16 protein-coding genes are annotated in these 19,435 nt (G+C 61.6%); 9 read left to right on the plus strand and 7 right to left on the minus strand.

Annotated features, from left to right (window positions below; genetic code table 11):
• Window positions 1-3 precede the first annotated feature (3 nt).
• Both RLO07_RS05025 and RLO07_RS05030 read right to left on the minus strand, forming a co-directional pair.
• Complete coding sequence (locus RLO07_RS05025) at window positions 4-846, minus strand: hypothetical protein (RefSeq protein WP_462291039.1); 843 nt, start codon at window positions 844-846, stop codon at window positions 4-6.
• Between the two features lie 15 nt (window positions 847-861).
• Window positions 862-2,211 carry a glutamine synthetase family protein gene (locus tag RLO07_RS05030; protein WP_462291040.1) on the minus strand — a complete coding sequence of 450 codons (1,350 nt, stop codon included), beginning with the start codon at window positions 2,209-2,211 and terminating at the stop codon, window positions 862-864.
• A 115-nt stretch (window positions 2,212-2,326) separates the two neighbouring features.
• Between RLO07_RS05030 and RLO07_RS05035 the strand changes: the two genes are divergently transcribed.
• Window positions 2,327-3,610 (plus strand): NAD(P)/FAD-dependent oxidoreductase, encoded by a 1,284-nt coding sequence (locus tag RLO07_RS05035; protein WP_462291041.1) that lies wholly within the window; start codon window positions 2,327-2,329, stop codon window positions 3,608-3,610.
• Between the two features lie 117 nt (window positions 3,611-3,727).
• The gene (gene epmB / locus RLO07_RS05040; protein ID WP_462291042.1) at window positions 3,728-4,747 is read left to right on the plus strand and encodes an EF-P beta-lysylation protein EpmB; all 1,020 of its coding nucleotides are present in this window, start codon (window positions 3,728-3,730) and stop codon (window positions 4,745-4,747) included.
• On the opposite strand, the gene RLO07_RS05045 is transcribed toward epmB, so the two are convergent.
• Complete coding sequence (locus RLO07_RS05045) at window positions 4,736-7,306, minus strand: EAL domain-containing protein (RefSeq protein ID WP_462291043.1); 2,571 nt, start codon at window positions 7,304-7,306, stop codon at window positions 4,736-4,738. The two genes, epmB and RLO07_RS05045, sit on opposite strands and share 12 nt — an antisense overlap.
• A gap of 259 nt (window positions 7,307-7,565) precedes the next feature.
• Here RLO07_RS05045 and RLO07_RS05050 point away from each other — a divergent pair, with 259 nt between their 5' ends.
• On the plus strand, window positions 7,566-8,066 hold the full coding sequence (locus tag RLO07_RS05050) for a nuclear transport factor 2 family protein (RefSeq protein ID WP_462291044.1): 501 nt from the start codon (window positions 7,566-7,568) through the stop codon (window positions 8,064-8,066).
• Window positions 8,067-8,110: 44 nt separating this feature from the next.
• On the opposite strand, the gene RLO07_RS05055 is transcribed toward RLO07_RS05050, so the two are convergent.
• Both RLO07_RS05055 and RLO07_RS05060 read right to left on the minus strand, forming a co-directional pair.
• Window positions 8,111-10,540 carry a caspase family protein gene (locus tag RLO07_RS05055; RefSeq protein WP_462291045.1) on the minus strand — a complete coding sequence of 810 codons (2,430 nt, stop codon included), beginning with the start codon at window positions 10,538-10,540 and terminating at the stop codon, window positions 8,111-8,113.
• 55 nt (window positions 10,541-10,595) lie between these two features.
• A complete protein-coding gene (locus tag RLO07_RS05060) occupies window positions 10,596-12,011 on the minus strand; it encodes a serine/threonine-protein kinase (protein WP_462291046.1) in 1,416 nt (471 codons plus the stop codon).
• Window positions 12,012-12,342: 331 nt separating this feature from the next.
• Here RLO07_RS05060 and RLO07_RS05065 point away from each other — a divergent pair, with 331 nt between their 5' ends.
• The 4 genes from RLO07_RS05065 (at window position 12,343) to RLO07_RS05080 (ending at window position 16,388) form a co-directional block, all read left to right on the plus strand.
• The gene (locus RLO07_RS05065; RefSeq protein WP_462291047.1) at window positions 12,343-13,797 is read left to right on the plus strand and encodes an autotransporter outer membrane beta-barrel domain-containing protein; all 1,455 of its coding nucleotides are present in this window, start codon (window positions 12,343-12,345) and stop codon (window positions 13,795-13,797) included.
• Window positions 13,798-13,917: 120 nt separating this feature from the next.
• Complete coding sequence (locus RLO07_RS05070; RefSeq protein ID WP_462291048.1) at window positions 13,918-14,649, plus strand: TetR/AcrR family transcriptional regulator; 732 nt, start codon at window positions 13,918-13,920, stop codon at window positions 14,647-14,649.
• Window positions 14,633-15,412, plus strand: a complete 780-nt coding sequence (locus tag RLO07_RS05075) for a class II aldolase/adducin family protein (RefSeq protein WP_462291049.1) — start codon at window positions 14,633-14,635, stop codon at window positions 15,410-15,412. Before RLO07_RS05070 ends, RLO07_RS05075 begins: the two co-directional genes overlap by 17 nt.
• A gap of 49 nt (window positions 15,413-15,461) precedes the next feature.
• Window positions 15,462-16,388: a TauD/TfdA dioxygenase family protein gene (locus tag RLO07_RS05080; RefSeq protein ID WP_350131568.1), complete on the plus strand. Its 927-nt coding sequence runs from the start codon at window positions 15,462-15,464 to the stop codon at window positions 16,386-16,388.
• 6 nt (window positions 16,389-16,394) lie between these two features.
• Here RLO07_RS05080 and RLO07_RS05085 read toward each other — a convergent pair whose 3' ends face one another.
• Window positions 16,395-16,862, minus strand: coding sequence for a nucleoside deaminase (locus RLO07_RS05085; protein ID WP_350131571.1), 468 nt, complete (start codon window positions 16,860-16,862; stop codon window positions 16,395-16,397).
• Between the two features lie 286 nt (window positions 16,863-17,148).
• On the opposite strand from RLO07_RS05085, the gene RLO07_RS05090 reads away from it, so the two are divergent.
• Both RLO07_RS05090 and RLO07_RS05095 read left to right on the plus strand, forming a co-directional pair.
• Window positions 17,149-17,280, plus strand: coding sequence for a hypothetical protein (locus RLO07_RS05090; RefSeq protein ID WP_350131574.1), 132 nt, complete (start codon window positions 17,149-17,151; stop codon window positions 17,278-17,280).
• A gap of 349 nt (window positions 17,281-17,629) precedes the next feature.
• The gene (locus RLO07_RS05095; protein WP_350131580.1) at window positions 17,630-18,133 is read left to right on the plus strand and encodes a high-potential iron-sulfur protein; all 504 of its coding nucleotides are present in this window, start codon (window positions 17,630-17,632) and stop codon (window positions 18,131-18,133) included.
• 461 nt (window positions 18,134-18,594) lie between these two features.
• Here RLO07_RS05095 and RLO07_RS05100 read toward each other — a convergent pair whose 3' ends face one another.
• Window positions 18,595-19,344, minus strand: a complete 750-nt coding sequence (locus tag RLO07_RS05100; RefSeq protein ID WP_350131583.1) for a DUF3800 domain-containing protein — start codon at window positions 19,342-19,344, stop codon at window positions 18,595-18,597.
• Between the last annotated feature and the right edge of the window lie 91 nt (window positions 19,345-19,435).

The raw sequence follows: 19,435 nt of genomic DNA on the forward strand, positions 1-19,435 counted from the left end.
GAGTCAAGCGACCGCAGCATCCCGGCGCGACTCGTACTGCCACTCGAACACATTCAGTTCAATGAATATGAAGGCAAACAGCCACAGGCACGCATCCCAGAAATCGAGGAAATCGCCGGCCACACCCCAATAGGCTGCGGCCAGGAACAGCACACCATAGAGCACCGTCTTGAGATACTGGTTGAGCCGCAGAATGTGCGCCGAGAGTTTGCCCCGCAGCTGCAGACGCACCTCGATTTCCAGCACCACCACTACCAGAATCCAGACGCCGGCATTGACCACGTCGATCCAGGCCAGGCGCTGGGCAGCTTGCAGGCTGTCGGCACTGGTGAGGACATTGAAACCCTGCAACTGGTAGACCTCCCCACCCAGGGCTGCACAGCTTGCCGTGTCCAGCGGGACAAATTCATCCAGGTTGACCAGCACGGACCAGGACTGGTCGACGAGCGCACAGGCGTTACCGAGGAAGGGAGCAATGTCGTACAGCGGGGTCACCTCGCCATAGTAGCCAATGAAGGCATAGACAATGGCGATACCACACAGGCCACGGATCCCGTGTAACGCCCAACGCACCGGGCCGTGTATACGGCGATCATCGAGCACCGAGGTTTCCAGCTCGAACAGCAGCAACAGGATGACCCAGGCACCGGTATCGATGGTGGCGGAGAACGCCTGCACCAACTGGCCCCGGGGGATTGACTCCGTACCCATGGCGGCGAGTGTCAGCAACTCTTCCTGCAGGAACAACCAGACGTTGATACCCAGGAGCAGATAGGTGATGTACTTGACCGCAGTGAACAGCTGATAACGCCTGTCACTGCCAAAGATATTGCCATTCACCACCATCTTCGCCGCCCTCTCTCAGACCTGCAACAGCAGGTGCTCGCGCTCCCAGGAACTGATGACGCGATTGAACTCCTCGAACTCGTCCAGCTTGACCGCGGCGTAGGCGCGCAGGAACAGGTCGCCAATCATGTCCTGCAGCTCCGGCGTGTTGTGCAGGTTGCGCAGACCCTCTTCCAGGGTACGCGCAACCTCGACGTCGTCCTCATTGGCCGTGCCCTGGTGGGGCGGAGTCGGCGTGAGGCCCTGTTTCATGCCCAGATAGCCACTGGCGAGCGTTGCCGCAATGGCGAGGTAGGGATTGGCGTCAGCGCCCGGAAAGCGGTTTTCCACCCGGGTTGCCTCCGGCGGCCCCCAGGGTACGCGGAACGCGGTGGTGCGGTTGTCCAGCCCCCAGTTGAGGTTGATGGGGGCAGAGATTTCCGGCGCCAGCCGGCGGTAGGAATTCACATTGGGCGCGTACAGGCTGATCAGCTCGGGAGTATAGCGCTGCAGGCCTGCGATATAGGACAGGAAGGCCGGCGTGTGCTTGCCGTCCTTGTCGGCGAAAATGTTTTCGCCGGTATCGGCGCGAATCACACTCTGGTGAATGTGCATGGCGCTACCGGGCTCGCGCTGCATCGGCTTGGCCATGAAGGTCGCGTACATGCCGTGCTTGTGCGCGGTTTCCCGCACCGTGCGCTTGAACACGAACACCTGATCGGCAAGACTCATGGCATCGCCGTGAAGAAAGTTGATCTCCATCTGCGCGGCGCCGTTTTCGTGGATCAGGGTATCAACCTGCAGTTTCTGTTCATCGGCGTAGTCATACATGTCCTCGACGAAGTCCTCGAACTCTGCAACCGCATCGATACTGTAGGAAAGCCGCGCCGATTCCCGGCGTCCGGAACGACCCTTCGGCGGCATCAGTTCATAGTCCGGGTCGGTGTTCTTTGCCACCAGGTAGAACTCTACCTCCGGTGCCACCACCGGCTGCCACCCCTCGGCCGCGTAAAGATCCAGAATATGCCGCAGGACGTTGCGGGTGGAAAGTGGATGGCGCTCGCCATTCATCTTGTAGCAGTCGTGAATGATCTGCGCGGTGGGCTCACGAGCCCAGGGCACGACCCGCAGTGTTGCCAGGTCGGGCTTGAGCACCATGTCGGCATCGGTCGGCTCAACGAAGTCCCAGTGGTCATCGGAGTATTCTCCGGTGACGGTCTGGATCATGATACTTTCCGGCAGCTTCGGATCCCCCATGCTGAGGAACTGTTGTGCCGGGATGAACTTGCCCCGGGCATTGCCGGTCATGTCGGGCACCAGGCACTCCACTTCGGAGATCTTGTGCTGCTTGAGCCATTCGTGAATGGCTTGGGTATCGGTTTTCATAAAGGTTCCGCAGGGTGGCGAGTGAGCAGTATCGCAGCACTGTAAATAATGCTGCAAGGGGGCTACCCCTAACGTGTTATGCAGCAGAGCGCAAGTCTGTCCGTATAATGACCCAATGGAAAATGAAGCGCACGTTGCATCCTGGTACGCCGCGACCGCCAACCAGCAGCTGGAATTTCCGGCACTGGCGGGCACCAGCACGGCTGATGTCTGTATTGTCGGCGGCGGCTATACCGGCCTGTCCACCGCCATTCACCTGCGCCAGCGCGGCTACAGCGTGGTTCTGCTGGAAGCCAACAAGATGGGCTGGGGCGCCTCCGGGCGCAACGGTGGCCACGTTGGCACCGGCCAGCGCGCCGGCCAGGAGCAGCTGGAAAAGTCGGTGGGGCTGGAACACGCAAAAGCGCTGTGGCAACTGGGGCTGGAAGCGGTGGATACCGTCTGCGAGCTGATAGACAGCCACGGGATCGACTGTGAGCTCAAGCACGGCAATCTGCATGTGGCATCAAAAGCCGGCGATGCGCGGGAACTCCAGGAGGAAGTTGAACACCTGCACCGGGTTTACGGCTACGACCAGATCCGCTACGTCGACCGCGCCGAGCTGGCCGGAATGACCTCCGGCCAGAACTTCCACGGTGCGTCACTGGACCTCGGTGCCCGCCACCTGCATCCTCTCAACTATGCCCTCGGCCTGGCCCGTGCCGCGCGCGATCTGGGCGCGCAGCTGCATGAGGGCAGCCGGGTGGCCGGTTACAACGAAGGCAGCAAGGTCACTGTCACAACCGCCAGGGGCAGCGTGACCTGCGACTATCTGGTGCTGGCCTGCAACGGCTACCTTGAGAAACTCGAGCCGCGCACCGCGGGCCGCATCATGCCAATCAACAACTACATGCTGGCCACGGAGCCCTTGCCAGAATCACTGGCAAGGCAGCTGATCCGCGACGACACCTCCATGTCGGATACCCTGTTTGTGATCAACTACTGGAAGCTGTCGGCGGACAACCGCCTGCTGTTTGGCGGCGGCGAATCCTATACGCGACGCTTCCCCAGCGACATCAAGGGCTTCGTCCGCAAGTACATGCTGCGTGTCTATCCGGAACTGGCGGAGACCCGCATTGACTATGGCTGGGGCGGCACCCTGGCCATCACCATGAACCGGATGCCGGACTTCGGCCGCCTGTCCTCACAGGTGTTCTATGCCCATGGCTATTCCGGCCACGGCGTTCCGATTGCCACTCTCGCGGGCAAACTGCTGGCCGAGGCCATCAGCGGCAGCGCCGAGCGCTTCGATGTGATGGCCCGGGTGCCCTCGCGCCAGTTCCCCGGTGGCACCCTGCTGCGCTGGCCCGGACTGGTCGCGGGCATGTTATTCTATAGCCTTCGCGACCGCCTGGGCTGACCAATCCCGCCCCAGTCGCCGCAGGGCCCGGAACCAGCCGCCGATGTTCGAACACTTTCTCATTACCCGCTTCAACCTGCGCAACCTGAAAAAGGCCCTGGGCCTGTACCGCCAGCGATGAACCCCATTGGACTCGTGGAAGTCAGCAGCGCGGACACTGACTGGCGCACGCAACTGCGCGACCTGGTGACCTCGCCGGCTGCCCTCTGTGACGCCCTGGGGTTGCGGCCGGAGCAACTGGGCTGGAGTGACGATGCAGCCAGGGAGTTTCCGCTGCGGGTACCCCGCACCTTTCTCGCCCGCATGACTCCCGGGGACCCGCATGATCCCCTGCTGTTGCAGGTGCTGGCCGGGACTCGCGAACTGCAGGCTGCGCCCGGGTATGGCCCGGACCCGACCGGGGAAACCGGCGCGACCAATCCGCACCCGGGAATCATCCACAAGTATCAGGGCCGGGTCCTGTTGCTGGTCACCGGTAGTTGCGCCATTCACTGCCGCTACTGCTTCCGGCGGCATTTCCCCTATGCGGACAATCAGAACAGCCGGGCGGAGTGGCCATCCGCCCTGGCTTATATTGCCGACGACGACAGCATCAGTGAGGTCATCCTCAGTGGCGGCGACCCGCTGGTAGCCAGTGACAAGCAGCTTGCGGAGCTGGTGTCGCAGCTGGCGGATATTCCCCATGTCCGGCGCCTGCGGGTACACACCCGGCTACCAGTGGTGGTGCCCGCCAGGATTACTTCGGCGCTGCTGCAGGCTCTGTCTCATCCGCGCCTGCAGACGGTGATAGTCGTGCACTGCAATCACGGCAACGAAATCGACGCGGCCGTCGCCGCCGCCTTCACCCGGATTCGTCAACAGGGGATGACGCTGCTGAACCAGGCGGTGTTGCTGGCGGAGGTCAACGACAGCACAGCAGCGCTTGCCCACCTCAGCGAACGCCTGTTCGAGGCCGGAGCCCTGCCCTATTACCTGCATCTTCTTGACCGGGTGGCCGGTGCTGCCCACTTTGAGGTCAGCGCCGAGCGGGCACGGGCATTGCACCGCGAGATGAGCTCCATACTTCCGGGCTACCTGGTGCCGAAGCTGGTACAAGAGGTCGCCGGCGCCCCGGCCAAAGTGACCTTACCCCGCTGAACCGAGCTGCCGTGATTGCCGCAGGCGAATTGTCCAGAGGTCGACCGGCTCCGGCAGGCCGAGGTAGAAACCCTGCAACTTCTCACAGCCCATGGATTTCAACTGCTCCAGCTGACCGACGCTTTCAACACCCTCGGCGATCACCTCAAGGCCCAGGCTGCGACCCAGCTGCAGGGTAGCGGCGATGATCGCCCGGTCATTGCTGTCGGTGAGCAGGTCGCGCACGAACGAGTGGTCGATCTTGAGTTGGTACAACGGCAGGCGTTTCAGGTAGGCCAGGGAGGCGTAGCCAGTGCCGAAATCATCCAGCGAGAAGCGTACCCCCAATGCGGCCAGGCGCTCCATGCGCAGCACCGTATCGGCGACATCAGTTATCAGCATGCCCTCGGTCACTTCCAGCTCGATCAGGCTGGGGGGAAGCCTGTACTGACGAATGGTGCGCTCGACCTCATCGACAAAGTCTTCATGACGAAACTGGCGGGGGCTGATGTTGATTGCGATGGTCAGATCCGAGAGCAGCGGCTCCGCTTGCCAATCCCGCAAAATCCCGCAGGCCTGCTGCAAAATCCACTTCCCCAGCGGGATAATCAGGCCACTGGACTCGGCCACCGGAATGAACTCTCCGGGCGCGACCTCACCCAGCTCCGGGTGCCGCCAACGCAGCAGAATTTCGCCGCCAATGACCCGGTGGTCGCGATCCACCTGTGGCTGGAAATACAGCTCAAACTGTTCCTGCTCCAAGGCCTGCCGCAACGCCGCTTCTATTTTTACCCGACGGTCCACGCCAATCTGCATGGCCGGGTCGAAAAAGCGCACACTCATGGCGCCCTCATGACGGGCACCCGACAGTGCCAGCTCGGAGTTGCGCAGCAAGGTACTGGCATCGGCTCCTGAGTCACTGAACATGCTGATACCGACCGAAAACGACATGGTCTGGCTAGTGTCCGTCAACCGGAAGGGTTCGCTCAGGGAGGCCGAGAGTGCGCTGACCCAGCGCCGTGCATCCAGCACCGCGGTGTCGCGATCGCCGCTCAGGTCGGTCAGGACGATGGTGAAGTCGTCGGGACCGATACGCGCTGCAACGTCTGCTTTCGTCACCCGCGCGGAGATACGCGCCGCGACCTGGCGCAGCAACTCATCGCCCGCAGCAAAGCCGAAAGTCTCGTTTACCAGCCCGAATGCGGTCAGGTCGAGGGTGACCACCGCCCCCTCCAGCCCGGTGCGCTGGGCGCTGGCCAGGCCCTGGGACAGGCGCTCCAGCAGCAGGACCCGGTTGGCAAGGCCGGTGATCGTATCAAAATACTGGGCGTGGTTGAGTTCTTCCCGCAATTGCAGGTAGCTGCTGATATCCGTGGCCACACCGCAGAGTGCATAGATATGACCCTGGGGATCACGCAGTGGCAGTTTGATCGTGAGGAAAGTGCGGGAATCACCCCCCTTGAGTGTCAACACCTCTTCTTCGGCGTAACGTTCCCCCCGGGACAATACCCGCGTATCCACTTCGCGCTGGTGCTGCGCAGTCGCCGAGTCGTAGAGGTCCCGGTCAGTTGCACCGAGCACTGCCTCCGCATCCAGGCCGAACAGCTCACACTGTTTCCGATTGACATAGCGATAGCGGTGATCGAGTCCCTTGGTGTAAATGCAGGCGTCAATATTATCGAGAATGGTTTCCAGCCGGGTCTCCGCCAACCTCAGCTCTGATGACTTGACTGCCACCCTGCGCCGCAGCAGCCAGACGAGCCACAGCGCCGCGGCCAACAGCAGCAGGCCGACACCTGCCAGGGGGTAGAGCCAGCCTGGCAGGGCGGACGCGTCGTCACGTACTCCCCAGCGCGCCAGTATCTGGTAATACAGAGAGTCCGGCTGCGCCTGCCAGCCGCCCAGATACTGGTCCAGAGTCTCCAGTACGCCGCTTGCCAGCCCCTGGCGCCCGGCAAAGTACAGGCGCGACGGCTGGAACAGTACCGGGGTCACGTAAAACCCCAGGTCACGGGCCCGTTGATCACCGAACAGATGGTTGGCGGCCACGACATCAGCGCCGCCGTCTCGCACCGCCTGGAACCCCTGTTCGAACGACTGCACCGCAACCCAGCTCACCTGCAGCTCGAAGCTCTGCACCAGGTTGGCCAGGTAAGCCTCCTGCACGGATCCGTCCAGCACCGCGATGCGCAGGCCATCCAGGTCCAGCAGACTGGCGATATTGATCGCCGCCGAGCTGTACAACTGGGACCAGCTGCGCAACACCGGTGTCTGGTGAAAACCGAAATCAAGATCGCGGACATCGTTGATGGCGACATCCGGCATCAGGTCAATCTGGCCCGCGCGCAACAATTCGAGACAGCGGTTCCAGCCACAGGACACCGGCTCCAGCAGCCAATCCTCGCGCTCGGCAATCTGCTGCAGCAGATCACCAAAAATTCCGGAGGCGCGGCCTTCCACCAGCAGCAGCTTCGGCGGGTTGTGATACACCCCCACCCGCAGTTGCTTAACGGTTTGCGCCTCGGCAACGCCCGTCAGCAGGCAGGCCAGCACCAGCACCCAACCTCGCCAGCTCGCCATCACCGCTGTGTGCCACCCCGTCTGTGCTGGTACATCAGAGTCTCCAGGCGGGTGGAATCCTTTTCTGCTATGGCGGCCGACTGCATGTTTCTCTCCCTGGATCCCAAAGTATGGCCACTAATTGCCGGGCTGGCAAAAACTGTTGAACCGATCGCACCGATCGGGTTTGCCACCTTGCTCCGGGGCAGTATGCTAGTGCAGTGCATCACCCTGTTGGGCACTTATAGAGCCTCCACCCCCGGTTTCGCGGAGACCACGCATGCAACCAGACATTCAAGACCTTGCGGCACAGGTATCCGCGCTGCGTGACATAGAGGCCATCAGGACCCTGAAATTCCGCTACCTCAATGCCTGCGACGACAAGCAGCCAGAGCTGGTGCGGGACTGCTTCGCGCCCGGCCGGGTCGATATCAATTTTGGCCATATCGGGACATTCGACGATCGCGAAGCCTTTGTCGCGGTGTTCGTCGAGCTGGGCTGTCACGACCACATCGTGGATATGCATCACGCGGAAAACATGATCGTCGACCTTACCGGTCCCGATTCAGCCACTGCGCGAGTCGGGCTGCGCTTCCACAGTATCAATACCCGCGACCGGACCAGCGTGCAACTGGGCGGTCACTATTTCGACGAGTACCGGCGTAGCGACGGTCAGTGGCTGATTACTGCCAGCCGGTTTCTGGTGCGCTCGGCGCTGATCAAGGATTTCTCCGGAGATTGCGAGAAAGTGGTGTGGGCGGGCAACAGCATGCCCGCCTGACCCGTGGCGCGGGTCCTCCGCGGGCCTGCCCGCTACAGCCGCACTCAGCGCCGCGCCATGAGGTTGGGGTGCAGGAACGCAAACTGGCCGGAGCCGTGGCCATTGTTGATCTCGATGCGGCCAAATATTGGCTCCGGAACGGCCATATTGGACTCCGTGCCATGCCGCACACGTTCCTTGATATGGGCATACAGGTCGTTGTCAAACAGGACACCCGTGTTCTGGTTGAGCAAACCCACCAGGGCCTTGGTAAACACCGAGTGGTTGCCGGCACCGCCGTCCGGTACCGGCACGACGCCGCCGGAGGTGAGTACCGTGCGAGCCCGGTTCTGCAGGTAAAACTTCAGGTTCTGTTCGATTTCATCCTGCCGCAGCTTGATGCCCCCGGAAGTGACGATGCCACGCCCCGAGTAACAGGAATCAGCGATCACCAGCACATGGTTGGCGGGCAGCATCGCCAACCAGCGCGCCAGGGCACTGCTGGAGACGCCGTACATTTCCTGGGCGCCGGGCGAGGCCGAGGTCGCGTCAACCCCCATCCAGTAACTGTCAGTGCCATCTTCGGAGCCGTGGCCGGCGTAGTAGATCAACAGGGAGTCCTCGGGCTTGAGGGTCTCCTTGAGTGCGTCCACCCGGCGGAAGATGTCGCCGCGAGTGGCGTCCAGCAGCAGCTCTGACTGGAACCGATAGCGCTGGGTCAGCACCTCGTGTACGGCATTGGCGTCATTGTGGGCGAAACTGAGCTGGCGCAGATGCTGGTAGTTGTTATTGCCGATGACCAGGGCGTAAAACTTGCCCAGCTTGATATCTCCGGGGATACGGATACGGGAGGTATCCGGCAGGGGTTCCAGCACGCTGCGGGTCGCGACCTGCAGGTTCCATTGCTCCCGCAGCTGGGCGACTTCGCGCTGGTAACGCCTGGCCTCCGCGTCCACCTCGGCCAGCCTGGACTCCTGGCGGGCGAGCAGGGTGTCGCGCTGCTCCAGTTGCCGGCGCAGTTCCGCCAGCTCCGTGCTGCGGCTCGACTCCCCGCTACCGGCAGCAGTCACTGCCGCCGCGAGCTGGTCGCGCTCACTACGGGCCAGGGCCAGGGCATTCTGCAACTTCGCTCTCTCCACGTTGGCGGCAGTCTCCTGCTGGCGCAACTGGACCAGAGCCGACTCGGTCTGGGCCAGTTGCGCCTCCGCCCTCTGGCGCTCATCGAGCGCTGTCGCCAGCTCGTTTCGAAGAGATTCGGCCTCGGACTGCTTGCCAGCCAGGGCACCCTGCAATACTGCTATCTGCTCACGGCTGGCCGCGAGTGCCTCGGCCTGGCGCTGCCGTTCTGCGGCCAGCTGCCGGGCCTCCTCCCGGGCCCGGGCACTGCTGTCGGCGGCGTCGCGCAGCGCCACAAGCTGGGCATCCATGGCCTCAAGAGTCCGCTGTGCAGCTTCTGCATCGGTGGCGAGCCCGGCACGCTGCCGTTGCAGTTCGGCCACCTCCTCGTCCCGTGCGGCAAGTGCGCTGCGGGCTTCGGCCAGTTCCAGCTCCGACATGGCGGACACTCGCTCAAGCTCGCCCTGTAGGCGCCTGTTTTCCAGCTCCACCTGACGCACACTCGCGACCAGGGTTGCCTGCCTGGCATCAAGGGTCGCTTCCAGACTCTCCAGCTGGAACTGCTGGTCTTCAAGCAGCTGCTGCTTTTCCCGCAGGTCTCGCTCCAGTGCCGCCACCCGGCCACTATCTCCCGGCTCTTGCTGCTCCCTGGCCCGGGCCAGCTGCTGGCGCAGAGCTGTCACCTCACCGGATGCATTGAGCAAGGCGTCACGCCTCTCGGTGAGTCCTCTTCGGGCTTCCGCCAGTTCCAGGCGCAGGGCGTCGGCCTCCGCATTGCGAGTGCGCAACTGGCTGGTAAGCTGCGCCACGCGCTGTTCCGCGGCAGTTCTTGCGGCCTCGGCGTCCGAGGCCAGCACCAGGTCCTCGCCCAGCCCGGTGGCCTGACGCCACAGGTTGGTTGCCAGCAGCGGGTCGCGTTCCACCCCGAACCCGTTTTCATGCAGATGGGCGAGCCGGCGCAGGGCGGTGACGTGGCCCTGCTCGGCTGCCCGCTGGTACCAGGCCATTGCATCGCTGTAGCGGGGCTGCGCGAAGAGGTACTGGTAGACCTCGCCGAGGCGGGTTTGCGCGGCGGGATCTCCCTCCTCCGCGAGAGGCAGGAAAAAAGCCACCGAGGCATCCGGTGTCGCCCGGTCATAGGCCGTGTACTCGCCGCCCCGAAGTTCACACACTTTCGCGGTCACATGGGTCAATTGGCGTCGCTCAGGGTAGACGATACCACCCAGGCGTCGCACCCGGGGTGGCAACAGGCAGGGAACAATATCGAATTCCTTCAGCTCTGCGGCGCGACTGGCGACATCGCCTTCAGGTGCCTGGGCATTACCACTGGCTGCCACCGTAATCAGGCCTGCCAACAAACAACTCTGGATGGTTTTCATAAAGCTCGTTCCCTCCTGGTACTGAAGCGCAACAACGGGGTCCGGGGCTGGAGAGTCACTGCAGCATATCCTCGGGCAAATCCTTGCATCCGGCGACGACGCCCGGGTTGGACACCTTCTCGGCCAGGGCGGGCAACAGCCCCCCCAGGACCGGGTTATGGGCATTGATCGCGACACCGCGACAGGCAAGATCCAGTGCCTCGCGCGGGCGTTCCATCTCAGCCAGCCTCTGTACCGGCTCTTCATAGGCCGCCGCCAGCTGCAACATGCCGCTGGCGGCGGCGCGCTTGCTGGCTTCATCGGGGGCCTGGCGCAACACCAGGTCATACACCCATTTCGCCGAGCTGGTGCTGCCGTGCAGGAAGTAGCTACCGCGATCGAATTCATCCTTCGCGTACGCCGAGTCGGCCATTGCGATGTTTTGCGCACCCTGCTCAAGCCACAGCGTCACCTGTTCCGCGTCGACAGATGAGTCACCCGTATCCCGGTATTGCACCAGCATCTCATCGATAAAACGTTGTTCCGGCGAAGCACGATACGCCTGCCAGCTGCCGACGGCGACTCCCGAAACCAGCAGCAGGGCGGTCAACGCAATCCAGGGAGCAGCACTGCGAGAGCGGGTCACGGGGCCAAAGCTGGCGAGAAACTCCTGGGCATGGGGCGTGCGTTCACGGCGCCGATGGGCGAGGCATTTCAGCAGCGCCTGCCATTGCGCCTGGCGCAGGCCCGGGGGGCGCTCTACTGCCAACTCGTTGCTGCGGGCATCAATTGCGCGGGCACCATCGAACGGGTGGCGCCCGGTGAGCAGCAGGTAAGCCACGCAGCCCAGGGCATAAATATCATCACGTCGGTCAGGAGACTGGCCCTCGAACATCTCACAACTGGCATATTGGGGCGTTAGAGCCAGCAGCGCATCGCCGTCGAAACGCGTAGTGTTCTGGGTCGCCAGCGCCTCGTCCAGCGTGCGTGCGATACCAAGATCCAGGACTTTGACCTCGTTATCGTCAGTGAGGAAGACATTCCCGGGCTTGAAGTCCGAGTGCACCACCCCGTGATCGTGCATGTAGGCCAGCGCCTCACCGCAGCCCTGAATGATATGCCACGCCTGGTCCCAGGGCAGGCCCTCACGATGTTTGCGCAGGAACTCGTCCAGCGGTTCTCCGCGCATGTATTCCATGACCATGAAGACGATGTCGTCATGGCGGTCGAAGTGATAGACGCCGACAATATTGGGATGGTTGAGCTGGCGGGAGTTGTTGACTTCGCGGCGCAGTGAGGTCAACGCCTGGGGGTGATCCTTGAAGCTGTCACCGAGCACCTTGATCGCAACGTAGGGATTGGAGTCCTCCAGCTCCCGGTCAATCGCCAGGAAGACCTTGCTCATGCCACCGGCGCCGAGCATGCGCTGGAGCACAAAACGATCCCGCAACACCGTCCCCGGGGCAGGTGCCTGCGACTGCAATGGATCCACCTCAGTGGCGTCCTCGGCTAAATCGCCCCGGACTGTCACCTCGTACGTTTCTTTCACGGGCATCTGTCTCGCACCATGGGCCCGCCTGTAGCGCCCGACAACACAGGCAGTCCTTAATACTAGCCCAGAGTCACCGGTAGCGAAAGGTCGCTTCATTGGACCGTGATTCTCTGCCGCCGACTTGCGCTGCTCCCAAACAGGAGTAAACTCCTTTGAACTATATCAATTAAAAGCAAATACTGCTCGTCGGTAGCTGGCTTCGCGGCAGTTTAACAGTGCCGGCAACGCCATTTGTCTACGCAACTTTTACGTTCAAGGGGAAGGGCGAACAATGAAAAGAATAACCACCTATGGATTTGTGTTTGGCAGTGCTGTCTGCGCCGCCACCAGCCATGCCCAGCAGGGCCCCGCGACCGATGTGGGGCAAGCGCTTGCCGACCAGGGAGCACCGCAGTTTATCGTCAATGCCGGCGACGCCATCAGGGCCACCTGCCTGGAACTGGGTGCCAGTGGACCGCAAAGCGCCGAGAGAATCGATTTATTCAATCGCTGCCGGGAAATGTCCAGCACCGTGCTGGGCGCCAGCGTCAACAGTTATAACTTCTCCAGCCCGGGCGAAACCTACAACGCCATTCGCCAGTTTTCCGGCGAGGAAGCCTCCAGCCAATCGCGTCTGGCAACGGAAAGCAGCAACCGCCAGTTCGCCAATCTGGGGGCACGCATGGACGCCATTCGCCGAGGCGCCCGCTCCAGTATTTCTCCCGTCGCGGTCAATTTCCAGGGGCGGGATCTCAATGAAGCACTGGCCGGCAACCCGACAGCCCTGGCCGGGGGTACTGGCGCGGGTGACGAACGGGACGCGGACACAGGTTGGGCCTGGTTCAGCAATGGCGCCGTCGGCTGGGGCGATCGCGACGAAACCGACAACGAGGGCGGCTACGACTTCGATTCCTGGGGTATCACCCTGGGCGCCGACTACGCTTTCGACAACGGTCTCGCCGCTGGACTGGCGCTGGGCTACAGCAGCTATGATGTCGACCTGGATCGCACCACCGGCAGCAGCTTCGCCACCAGTTCGGCGGGCGGCAAGATCGAAAGTGAGGGCTATAGCCTGTCCGGGTTTTTCGTCTACGGCATGGAAAACAGCTACGTCAACGGCATTCTGAGCTACGGCCAGAACGATTTTGACATGCTGCGCAAGGTTCAGCTGACCGCCGCACCGGGTGCGACAGGCACTGCAACGGGCCTGGTGCTGGATCGCAGCTTCGATGCCAGTACCGACAGCTCCCAGCTCGGCGCCCAGGCCACTGCGGGCTATGTGTTTGGCAGCGGAGCTACCACGGTGGACGTGTATGCGGGCTTCGACTACCTCGACATCGACATCGATGGTTACCAGGAAAGGGAAACTGGCAGCAGCGGCGGCCTTGCCCTGCGCTATGGCAGCCAGGACACCCAGTCAGTGCAATCCATATTCGGCGTTATGCTCCGCCACGCCAGCAGCGCCGACTTTGGTGTCCTGCTGCCCTATGCCGGGGCAGAGTGGCGCCACGAGTTTGACAATGAAGCGCAAACCCTGGACTACAGCTATGCCTTTGCCGCAGCGGGAAGCAGCATACAGTTCCGCTCGCCGACCGACGACCCGGACGAGGATTTCTTCGAGCTGACCCTGGGGCTATCAGCGCAATTTGCCAACAACCTGTTTGCCTTCGTGCAGTACAACAGTACCGCAGGGCTTTCCGGCACCAGCGCCAACCTGGTGACGTTCGGCTTGCGCGGGGTCTTCTAGGAAAAATCCGAGTACCGTCAGCTTTTTCGGGTTTTTCTTTTTAAAACAGGGCATTATCTACGGCCAAGCATTTCCTGAACGCGAGTTGTGCAGGAGCCCTGCTGCGTTAGGGTGTAGGCCATGACGAACGCCGACAACAGGTTACAGGCAACCCGACGCGAGCCCAAACAGGCTCGCTCGAGACTGCTCGTAGCCTCCATCCGCGAGGCCTGTCGGCGCATTCTCCAGGACCACAGCGCCGAATCTCTCACCGCACAACGGATCGCCGATGTGGCTGGCGTAACCATTGGCTCCTTCTACCAGTACTACCCCAACAAGGAGGCGGTACTTCTCGATGTCCTGCTGGAGGATGCGCCCGAAGAGGCCGATCAGCTCGCCAGCGAAACCCGCTACCTCGGCGCCTTGCGCTGGCAATCACTGGAGAAAACCCTGCGGGAGCTGGTAGCCGTTACCTGCGAGCGGCACCAGCGCCTGTTCCAGCGTCACGGCGAGATCTACCGGGGCTATCACCGCGAAATCGGCTTCGACACTCTCATCCAGGCCAGCGTCAGCCGCTATGTCCCGACCAGTTCGCTGGAACAATGGCTGCAGGAGACACTGCTGCACCACCGGCCCGAGCTGCCGGCAGCAATCGCCACCTTCCGCGCCTTCCTGATCGCCACCACCCTGACCGAGGCAAGCGCCCGGGCCGTCGACGAACACCCGGACTGGCTTGGCAATACCGGTTTTCGCACTGAACTCCAGCAACTGCTGCTGGCACTTGCCCTGCAGCCGGCCAATGCCATGGCTGAACCCGGCAGCACCCCACAACAACCATCGCAAGAGGACCCAGACAATGAACTACCAGGATGACCCCAGCCTGAACTGGAAAGTACTCGCACCGCTGGTGCCCAACCCGGGCCGCTATCCGACCCTGCCGGCGCTGACGACACATCAGGAACTGGCCCTGCTGTGCCGGGTGCTGTTCCGGGAGGGCTACAACGACCACATAGCCGGCCACATCACCCTGCGCCAGGATAACGGCACCCTGCTGGTCAACCCCTGGGAGCTGGCCTGGGACGAGGTCTGCGCCTCCGACATCCTCACCATCAATGAACAGGGCGATATCCTCGACGGTCGCTGGAACGTGACTCCGGCGATCAACGTCCACCGCGACATGCACAGCCTGCGGGAGGACGTCAAGGTGGTGATCCACAACCACCCGGAATGGGGCTCTGTCTGGGCGGCCTGCAAGCGGGTGCCGCCCATCTACGACCAGACCTCCGCGCTGGTGGACAGCGACCCGGTGGTGTTCGACGAGTACCACGGCACAGTGAACGATGAAAAAGAGGGGCGCGCCGCCGTCGAGGCACTGGGCGAGCACAAATGGGCCCTGCTGGCCAACCACGGCGTGTTCCTGGTCGGCAAGGATGTGCGCCAGGCGCACCTGCGAGCCATCACCCTGGAGTGGCGCTGCCGCCTCGCCTGGCGCGTGGAAGCACTGGGCAACGGCAAACCGCTGGATGCGCAGACGGCGGCAGCCACCGGCAAGATGACCGACGGCAACGGTTTCCCGTTCCTGTGGGAGGCCATGGCCAGGCGGGAAATTCGCCGCGATCCGCGCGTACTCGAATAGGCATTTGACTACTGTATTCCCGCCCGCTATCACGTATTGAGGAACCCACATGACGCTGACCGTCACCCCCCTGAAAAACATCGGCGCCGAGGTAAGCGGCTTCGATATCACCCAGCCCCTCAGCGAAGCGGTGCAACAGGAATTGCGCGACCTCTGGTACGAATACGGGCTCCTGCTGTTCCGCGGCCAGGCCATTACCCCCGAAAACCAGATTGAGTTCAGCCGCATCTTCGGGCCGCTGGAACTGCACCCGCTGAAGGTGAAGACCTCCGACAAATACCCGGAACTGTTCGTGTTGGAAAACGGCACCGAAAAGGACCAGCACATGCTCGCCCACTACAACGGCGAGACCATCGTTGGCCGCCTGGACTGGCACATGGACCTGCACTACACCGCCCGCCCCAACCACGGCGCGGTGCTGACTGCGGTGCAGGTGCCCTCCAGCGAGGGCCTCACCGGCTTCGGCGATCTGGCCATGGCCTGGGAGTCCCTGGACGAGGAAACCCGGACCCTGCTGGAAAAACTGGAAGTCGCCTACAGCTTCAGCATGCAACGCAAGCACATGCGCTATGTGAATCTTGAAGGCTACGAGCCGGGGGAAAACCTGCCCCGCAAGCCCTCGGATATCGGCTTTCCCGACTTCGCCGATGCCGTGTATCCCGCCGTGGTCACCCACCCGGTCAGCGGGCGCAAGGTGCTGGAGATCGTCGAGCAGTTCCTGGACCGGGTCATTACCCCACAGAAATTCGGCCTTTCCAACGACGAGTCAATCGAATTGCTGGAGCGCCTGGTGGCTCACACCCGCAAGCCCGAATTCCACTATTTCCATCAGTGGCAGGAAGGCGACATGATCCTCTGGGACAACTGGCGCATCATGCACTGCGCCACCGGCACTCCGCCGGGGGTGCGGCGGGTGATCAATCGCACCACCATCATGGGCGAGGTGACCCTGGGGCGGGTGCTGGACGGAGAGTAAACCAGGTCACCGTTCTCCGGAGCAGCTACCGATATCCTCGTGCCAAAGCTCCGGATGTGACTCAATGAATTTCCGCATCAGGGCGATGCAGGCGGGATCGTTCAGGACTTCCAGGTCCACACCGCGCTGACGCAGATAGGCCTCGGGCCCCCGGAAGTTGACGTTCTCGCCCACCACCACCCGGGGAATCCCGTACAAGAGGACGGCACCGCTGCACATGTCACAGGGCGAGAGCGTGGAGTAGAGCAACGCACGCCGGTACTGCGCCGGGCTCAGGCGACCGGCGTTCTCCAGGCAGTCCATCTCCGCGTTCAGCACCGCACTGCCGCGCTGAACCCGGCGGTTGTGGCCGCGGCCGACAATTTGGCCGTCCATCACCAGAACCGAACCGATGGGGATGCCGCCCTCCTCCAGGCCCTGCCGTGCTTCGCGAAGGGCTTCGGCCAGAAAATACTGCTGGTCCAGGTTCGCCATTGCTGGTTATCACCTGTCATTTGACGTCGGTCAAGGCAGTGCGCCGACCCGACGCCGTAGATTAAACCCGGAATCCTGGCCCAGCAAACAATAATAATGAGTGACAGCATGGCAACTGCGGAGTCAGCAGCAAAGACGGACAGTGCGACCCATGTGGATGTATTGATCATCGGCGCGGCGATCTTCGGCCTATGATCTGCAGGAGCAGAGCCCGCACAAGAGCTACCTGATCCTCGAAACGAAGGATACCTTTGGCGGCACCTCGGAGACCCACAAGTACCCAGGAATGCGCACGGACTCGGACCTCTACACTTTCGGCTATCGATTCAAGCGCTGGGTGGGCACACCGATTGCGTCGACCGAGGCCACCCTTGAGTACATGGGCGAGGTCATCGACGAAAACAACATCGGCGCGTAGATCATGCACGACCAGAATGTCCTCACCGAGCGCTGCCAGACCGAACCGGACGTCGTGTTTGAAGAACTGAAGGCCTTGATCCGCCAGTACGCAGGTGAAGACTTCGAGTTCGAACCGCATTTCACCCCCAGCTATCGGGTATGGCAGCAGCGATTGGCGTTCTGCCCCGTATCGAGGACGACAATTTCAACCCCAACTACCTGATGCGCGATCTCGACGAATTACCGCGACGCGCTTCCAGGCCGGAGTGAATTGGGCACCTCTTACGGCTGTCCTGGGGATCGTGTGGATAATTGCGCATGAGCGACTACACTCTTGAGAAAGTGTTGATCGAACTGGAGGCAAGGATATGCACAATCGTGATGCAACAGTTGAGGCTCGTCGGCGCTTTATAACACTTGTGGGCGGCAGCGCGCTGCTGGCACCCTTCGTCGGTCTGGCTGGCTGCGGCAGTAGCGAAGAGCCACGCACACCGGCCACGACCGGTGACGGCGCCAGCACCCCGCCCACCACCGACAGGGCTTCAGAACGGGCGGCTGCCGAGAAGACTACCGCGGAAAAATCCCCCACCGATACCGATGACGCGCAGGCCAGCTCGCAGGGAGCGGGTGATAACGGGTCCACGCCCAAGCTCAGCGAAAACGATCCCCAGGCCAAAAATCTGGCCTATGTTCACGATGCCAACGATGTAATAGCGAGCGAACAGCCGCGTTACCAGCAGGGCCAGGCATGCAGCAATTGCCAACTCTACCAGGGAACGGCGAACGACGAGTGGGCGGTATGCCCGCTGTTTGCGGGCAAGCGGGTGAAGGGAACCGGCTGGTGCAACGCCTATGCCCCGCGATCCGGTTGACCAGAGCTTAGCGATGACCGGCCGCCGGCGATGACGTTCCCGATGCGACCGGAATTGACCGAGGGCAAATGGGCGTGAGACCGCCCGAAAAGGTGTAACAACCTATTGTTATTAAAGGTTTTTTCTGAAATTACGCTCGCCTCAGGTACCGTCAGAAATACCGTCAAAAAGGGCGCACTTCAAGGGTTCGAATCCCGCTGAGTTGTGTGCAGGCTGTGCGCCACACCTAGACAAAGCGTGGTTGCGACTTCCGGCCAGACCCGCGCCAAGGTTCTATCCACTGGTGGCAGAGTAAGGCATGCCACGTCCGGTACGAAATTCCATCTCAACCTGAAGGATAGGTCACAACCTGCTGGTTTCCATAGGTTTTTAAAATCCGAGTTGACACAAGGAAATAGACACCCATAATAAGCATCAAGTGGATTGGGGGTGCCCGGTCGGCGTCATAGCCTCGGTGAGTATCATCGGGGCTTTTCGCTTTCTTGGGGAGGGAAAATCTTCATTCCTACCCCCTCATATCCATCACCCGCACACTCTCTGCCGCCCTCGCAATAAAATTTCTTTTTCAGCACCTCGAATGCCCGGTTTTCTTGGCACGGCCGCACAGTATGTAGCCCGATCGGACGAGCAACCAAGTCTGCCAACTGCAGCCCTGACGACATTACCTTCTTATCGGCGAACAGTATCTCGAAGGGCAGTGAAATACCCAGCCGATTGTTTCCATCGCAGATCCGCCTGAACTCAAGCTCCAGTTCTGCATCTTCTTTTTTACCGCGGCACTCTACGACGATATGGGTTTGTTTCTCATGCTGGTGCTTCTCTTTAAGGAATTCGTGGAGCGTCTCCATGCAGTAGCCCAAGGCAACATGGTACGGGTTGGAATCCGACTCGCCGGGACGGCGCATTGCCTTCTTGTCGATGGTACAGCTGATCAAAATGAAATTGCTATATGCAATAATGTTCGTTAGTTGATCCAGGAAACGTTCTCTCTCCTCTGGCCCCCGAAAGATATTGAATGCACCCTTCTCCTTACGTATGTCATTTTCGTGCAGCACGACCTGATCGTGCCCGAAATGATTGAACTTGAATTTCTCCAGCGCAGGCACTATTGCTTCGCTATAGTGCCTCTTGTGGAACACACAAAACGCCAGAACAAAAATGGGTAGTGTCCCCATGAGTGGTGTAAATCTTGACGGTGGGGTGGCGGCCACCGTGGGTCTCCGTAAACTGGAGGTTGCGAAACCTTCACCAATCACGGAGAGACACCACGATGACCGAGGACAGGATGGCATTGATTGAGCT

This window comes from Haliea sp. (genome assembly GCF_040221975.1).
Lineage (GTDB): Bacteria > Pseudomonadota > Gammaproteobacteria > Pseudomonadales > Halieaceae > Haliea.

Coding starts and splice junctions, on each gene's coding strand:
- RLO07_RS05065 (WP_462291047.1), top strand. CDS start 12,343: ATGAAAAGAATAACCACCTATGGATTTGTGTTTGGCAGTGCTGTCTGC.
- RLO07_RS05075 (WP_462291049.1), top strand. CDS start 14,633: ATGAACTACCAGGATGACCCCAGCCTGAACTGGAAAGTACTCGCACCG.
- RLO07_RS05085 (WP_350131571.1), bottom strand. CDS start 16,862: ATGGCGAACCTGGACCAGCAGTATTTTCTGGCCGAAGCCCTTCGCGAA.
- RLO07_RS05070 (WP_462291048.1), top strand. CDS start 13,918: ATGACGAACGCCGACAACAGGTTACAGGCAACCCGACGCGAGCCCAAA.
- RLO07_RS05045 (WP_462291043.1), bottom strand. CDS start 7,306: ATGGCGAGCTGGCGAGGTTGGGTGCTGGTGCTGGCCTGCCTGCTGACG.
- RLO07_RS05025 (WP_462291039.1), bottom strand. CDS start 846: ATGGTGGTGAATGGCAATATCTTTGGCAGTGACAGGCGTTATCAGCTG.
- RLO07_RS05080 (WP_350131568.1), top strand. CDS start 15,462: ATGACGCTGACCGTCACCCCCCTGAAAAACATCGGCGCCGAGGTAAGC.
- RLO07_RS05090 (WP_350131574.1), top strand. CDS start 17,149: ATGCGCACGGACTCGGACCTCTACACTTTCGGCTATCGATTCAAGCGC.
- RLO07_RS05055 (WP_462291045.1), bottom strand. CDS start 10,540: ATGAAAACCATCCAGAGTTGTTTGTTGGCAGGCCTGATTACGGTGGCA.
- RLO07_RS05030 (WP_462291040.1), bottom strand. CDS start 2,211: ATGAAAACCGATACCCAAGCCATTCACGAATGGCTCAAGCAGCACAAG.
- epmB (WP_462291042.1), top strand. CDS start 3,728: ATGAACCCCATTGGACTCGTGGAAGTCAGCAGCGCGGACACTGACTGG.
- RLO07_RS05095 (WP_350131580.1), top strand. CDS start 17,630: ATGCACAATCGTGATGCAACAGTTGAGGCTCGTCGGCGCTTTATAACA.
- RLO07_RS05050 (WP_462291044.1), top strand. CDS start 7,566: ATGCAACCAGACATTCAAGACCTTGCGGCACAGGTATCCGCGCTGCGT.
- RLO07_RS05035 (WP_462291041.1), top strand. CDS start 2,327: ATGGAAAATGAAGCGCACGTTGCATCCTGGTACGCCGCGACCGCCAAC.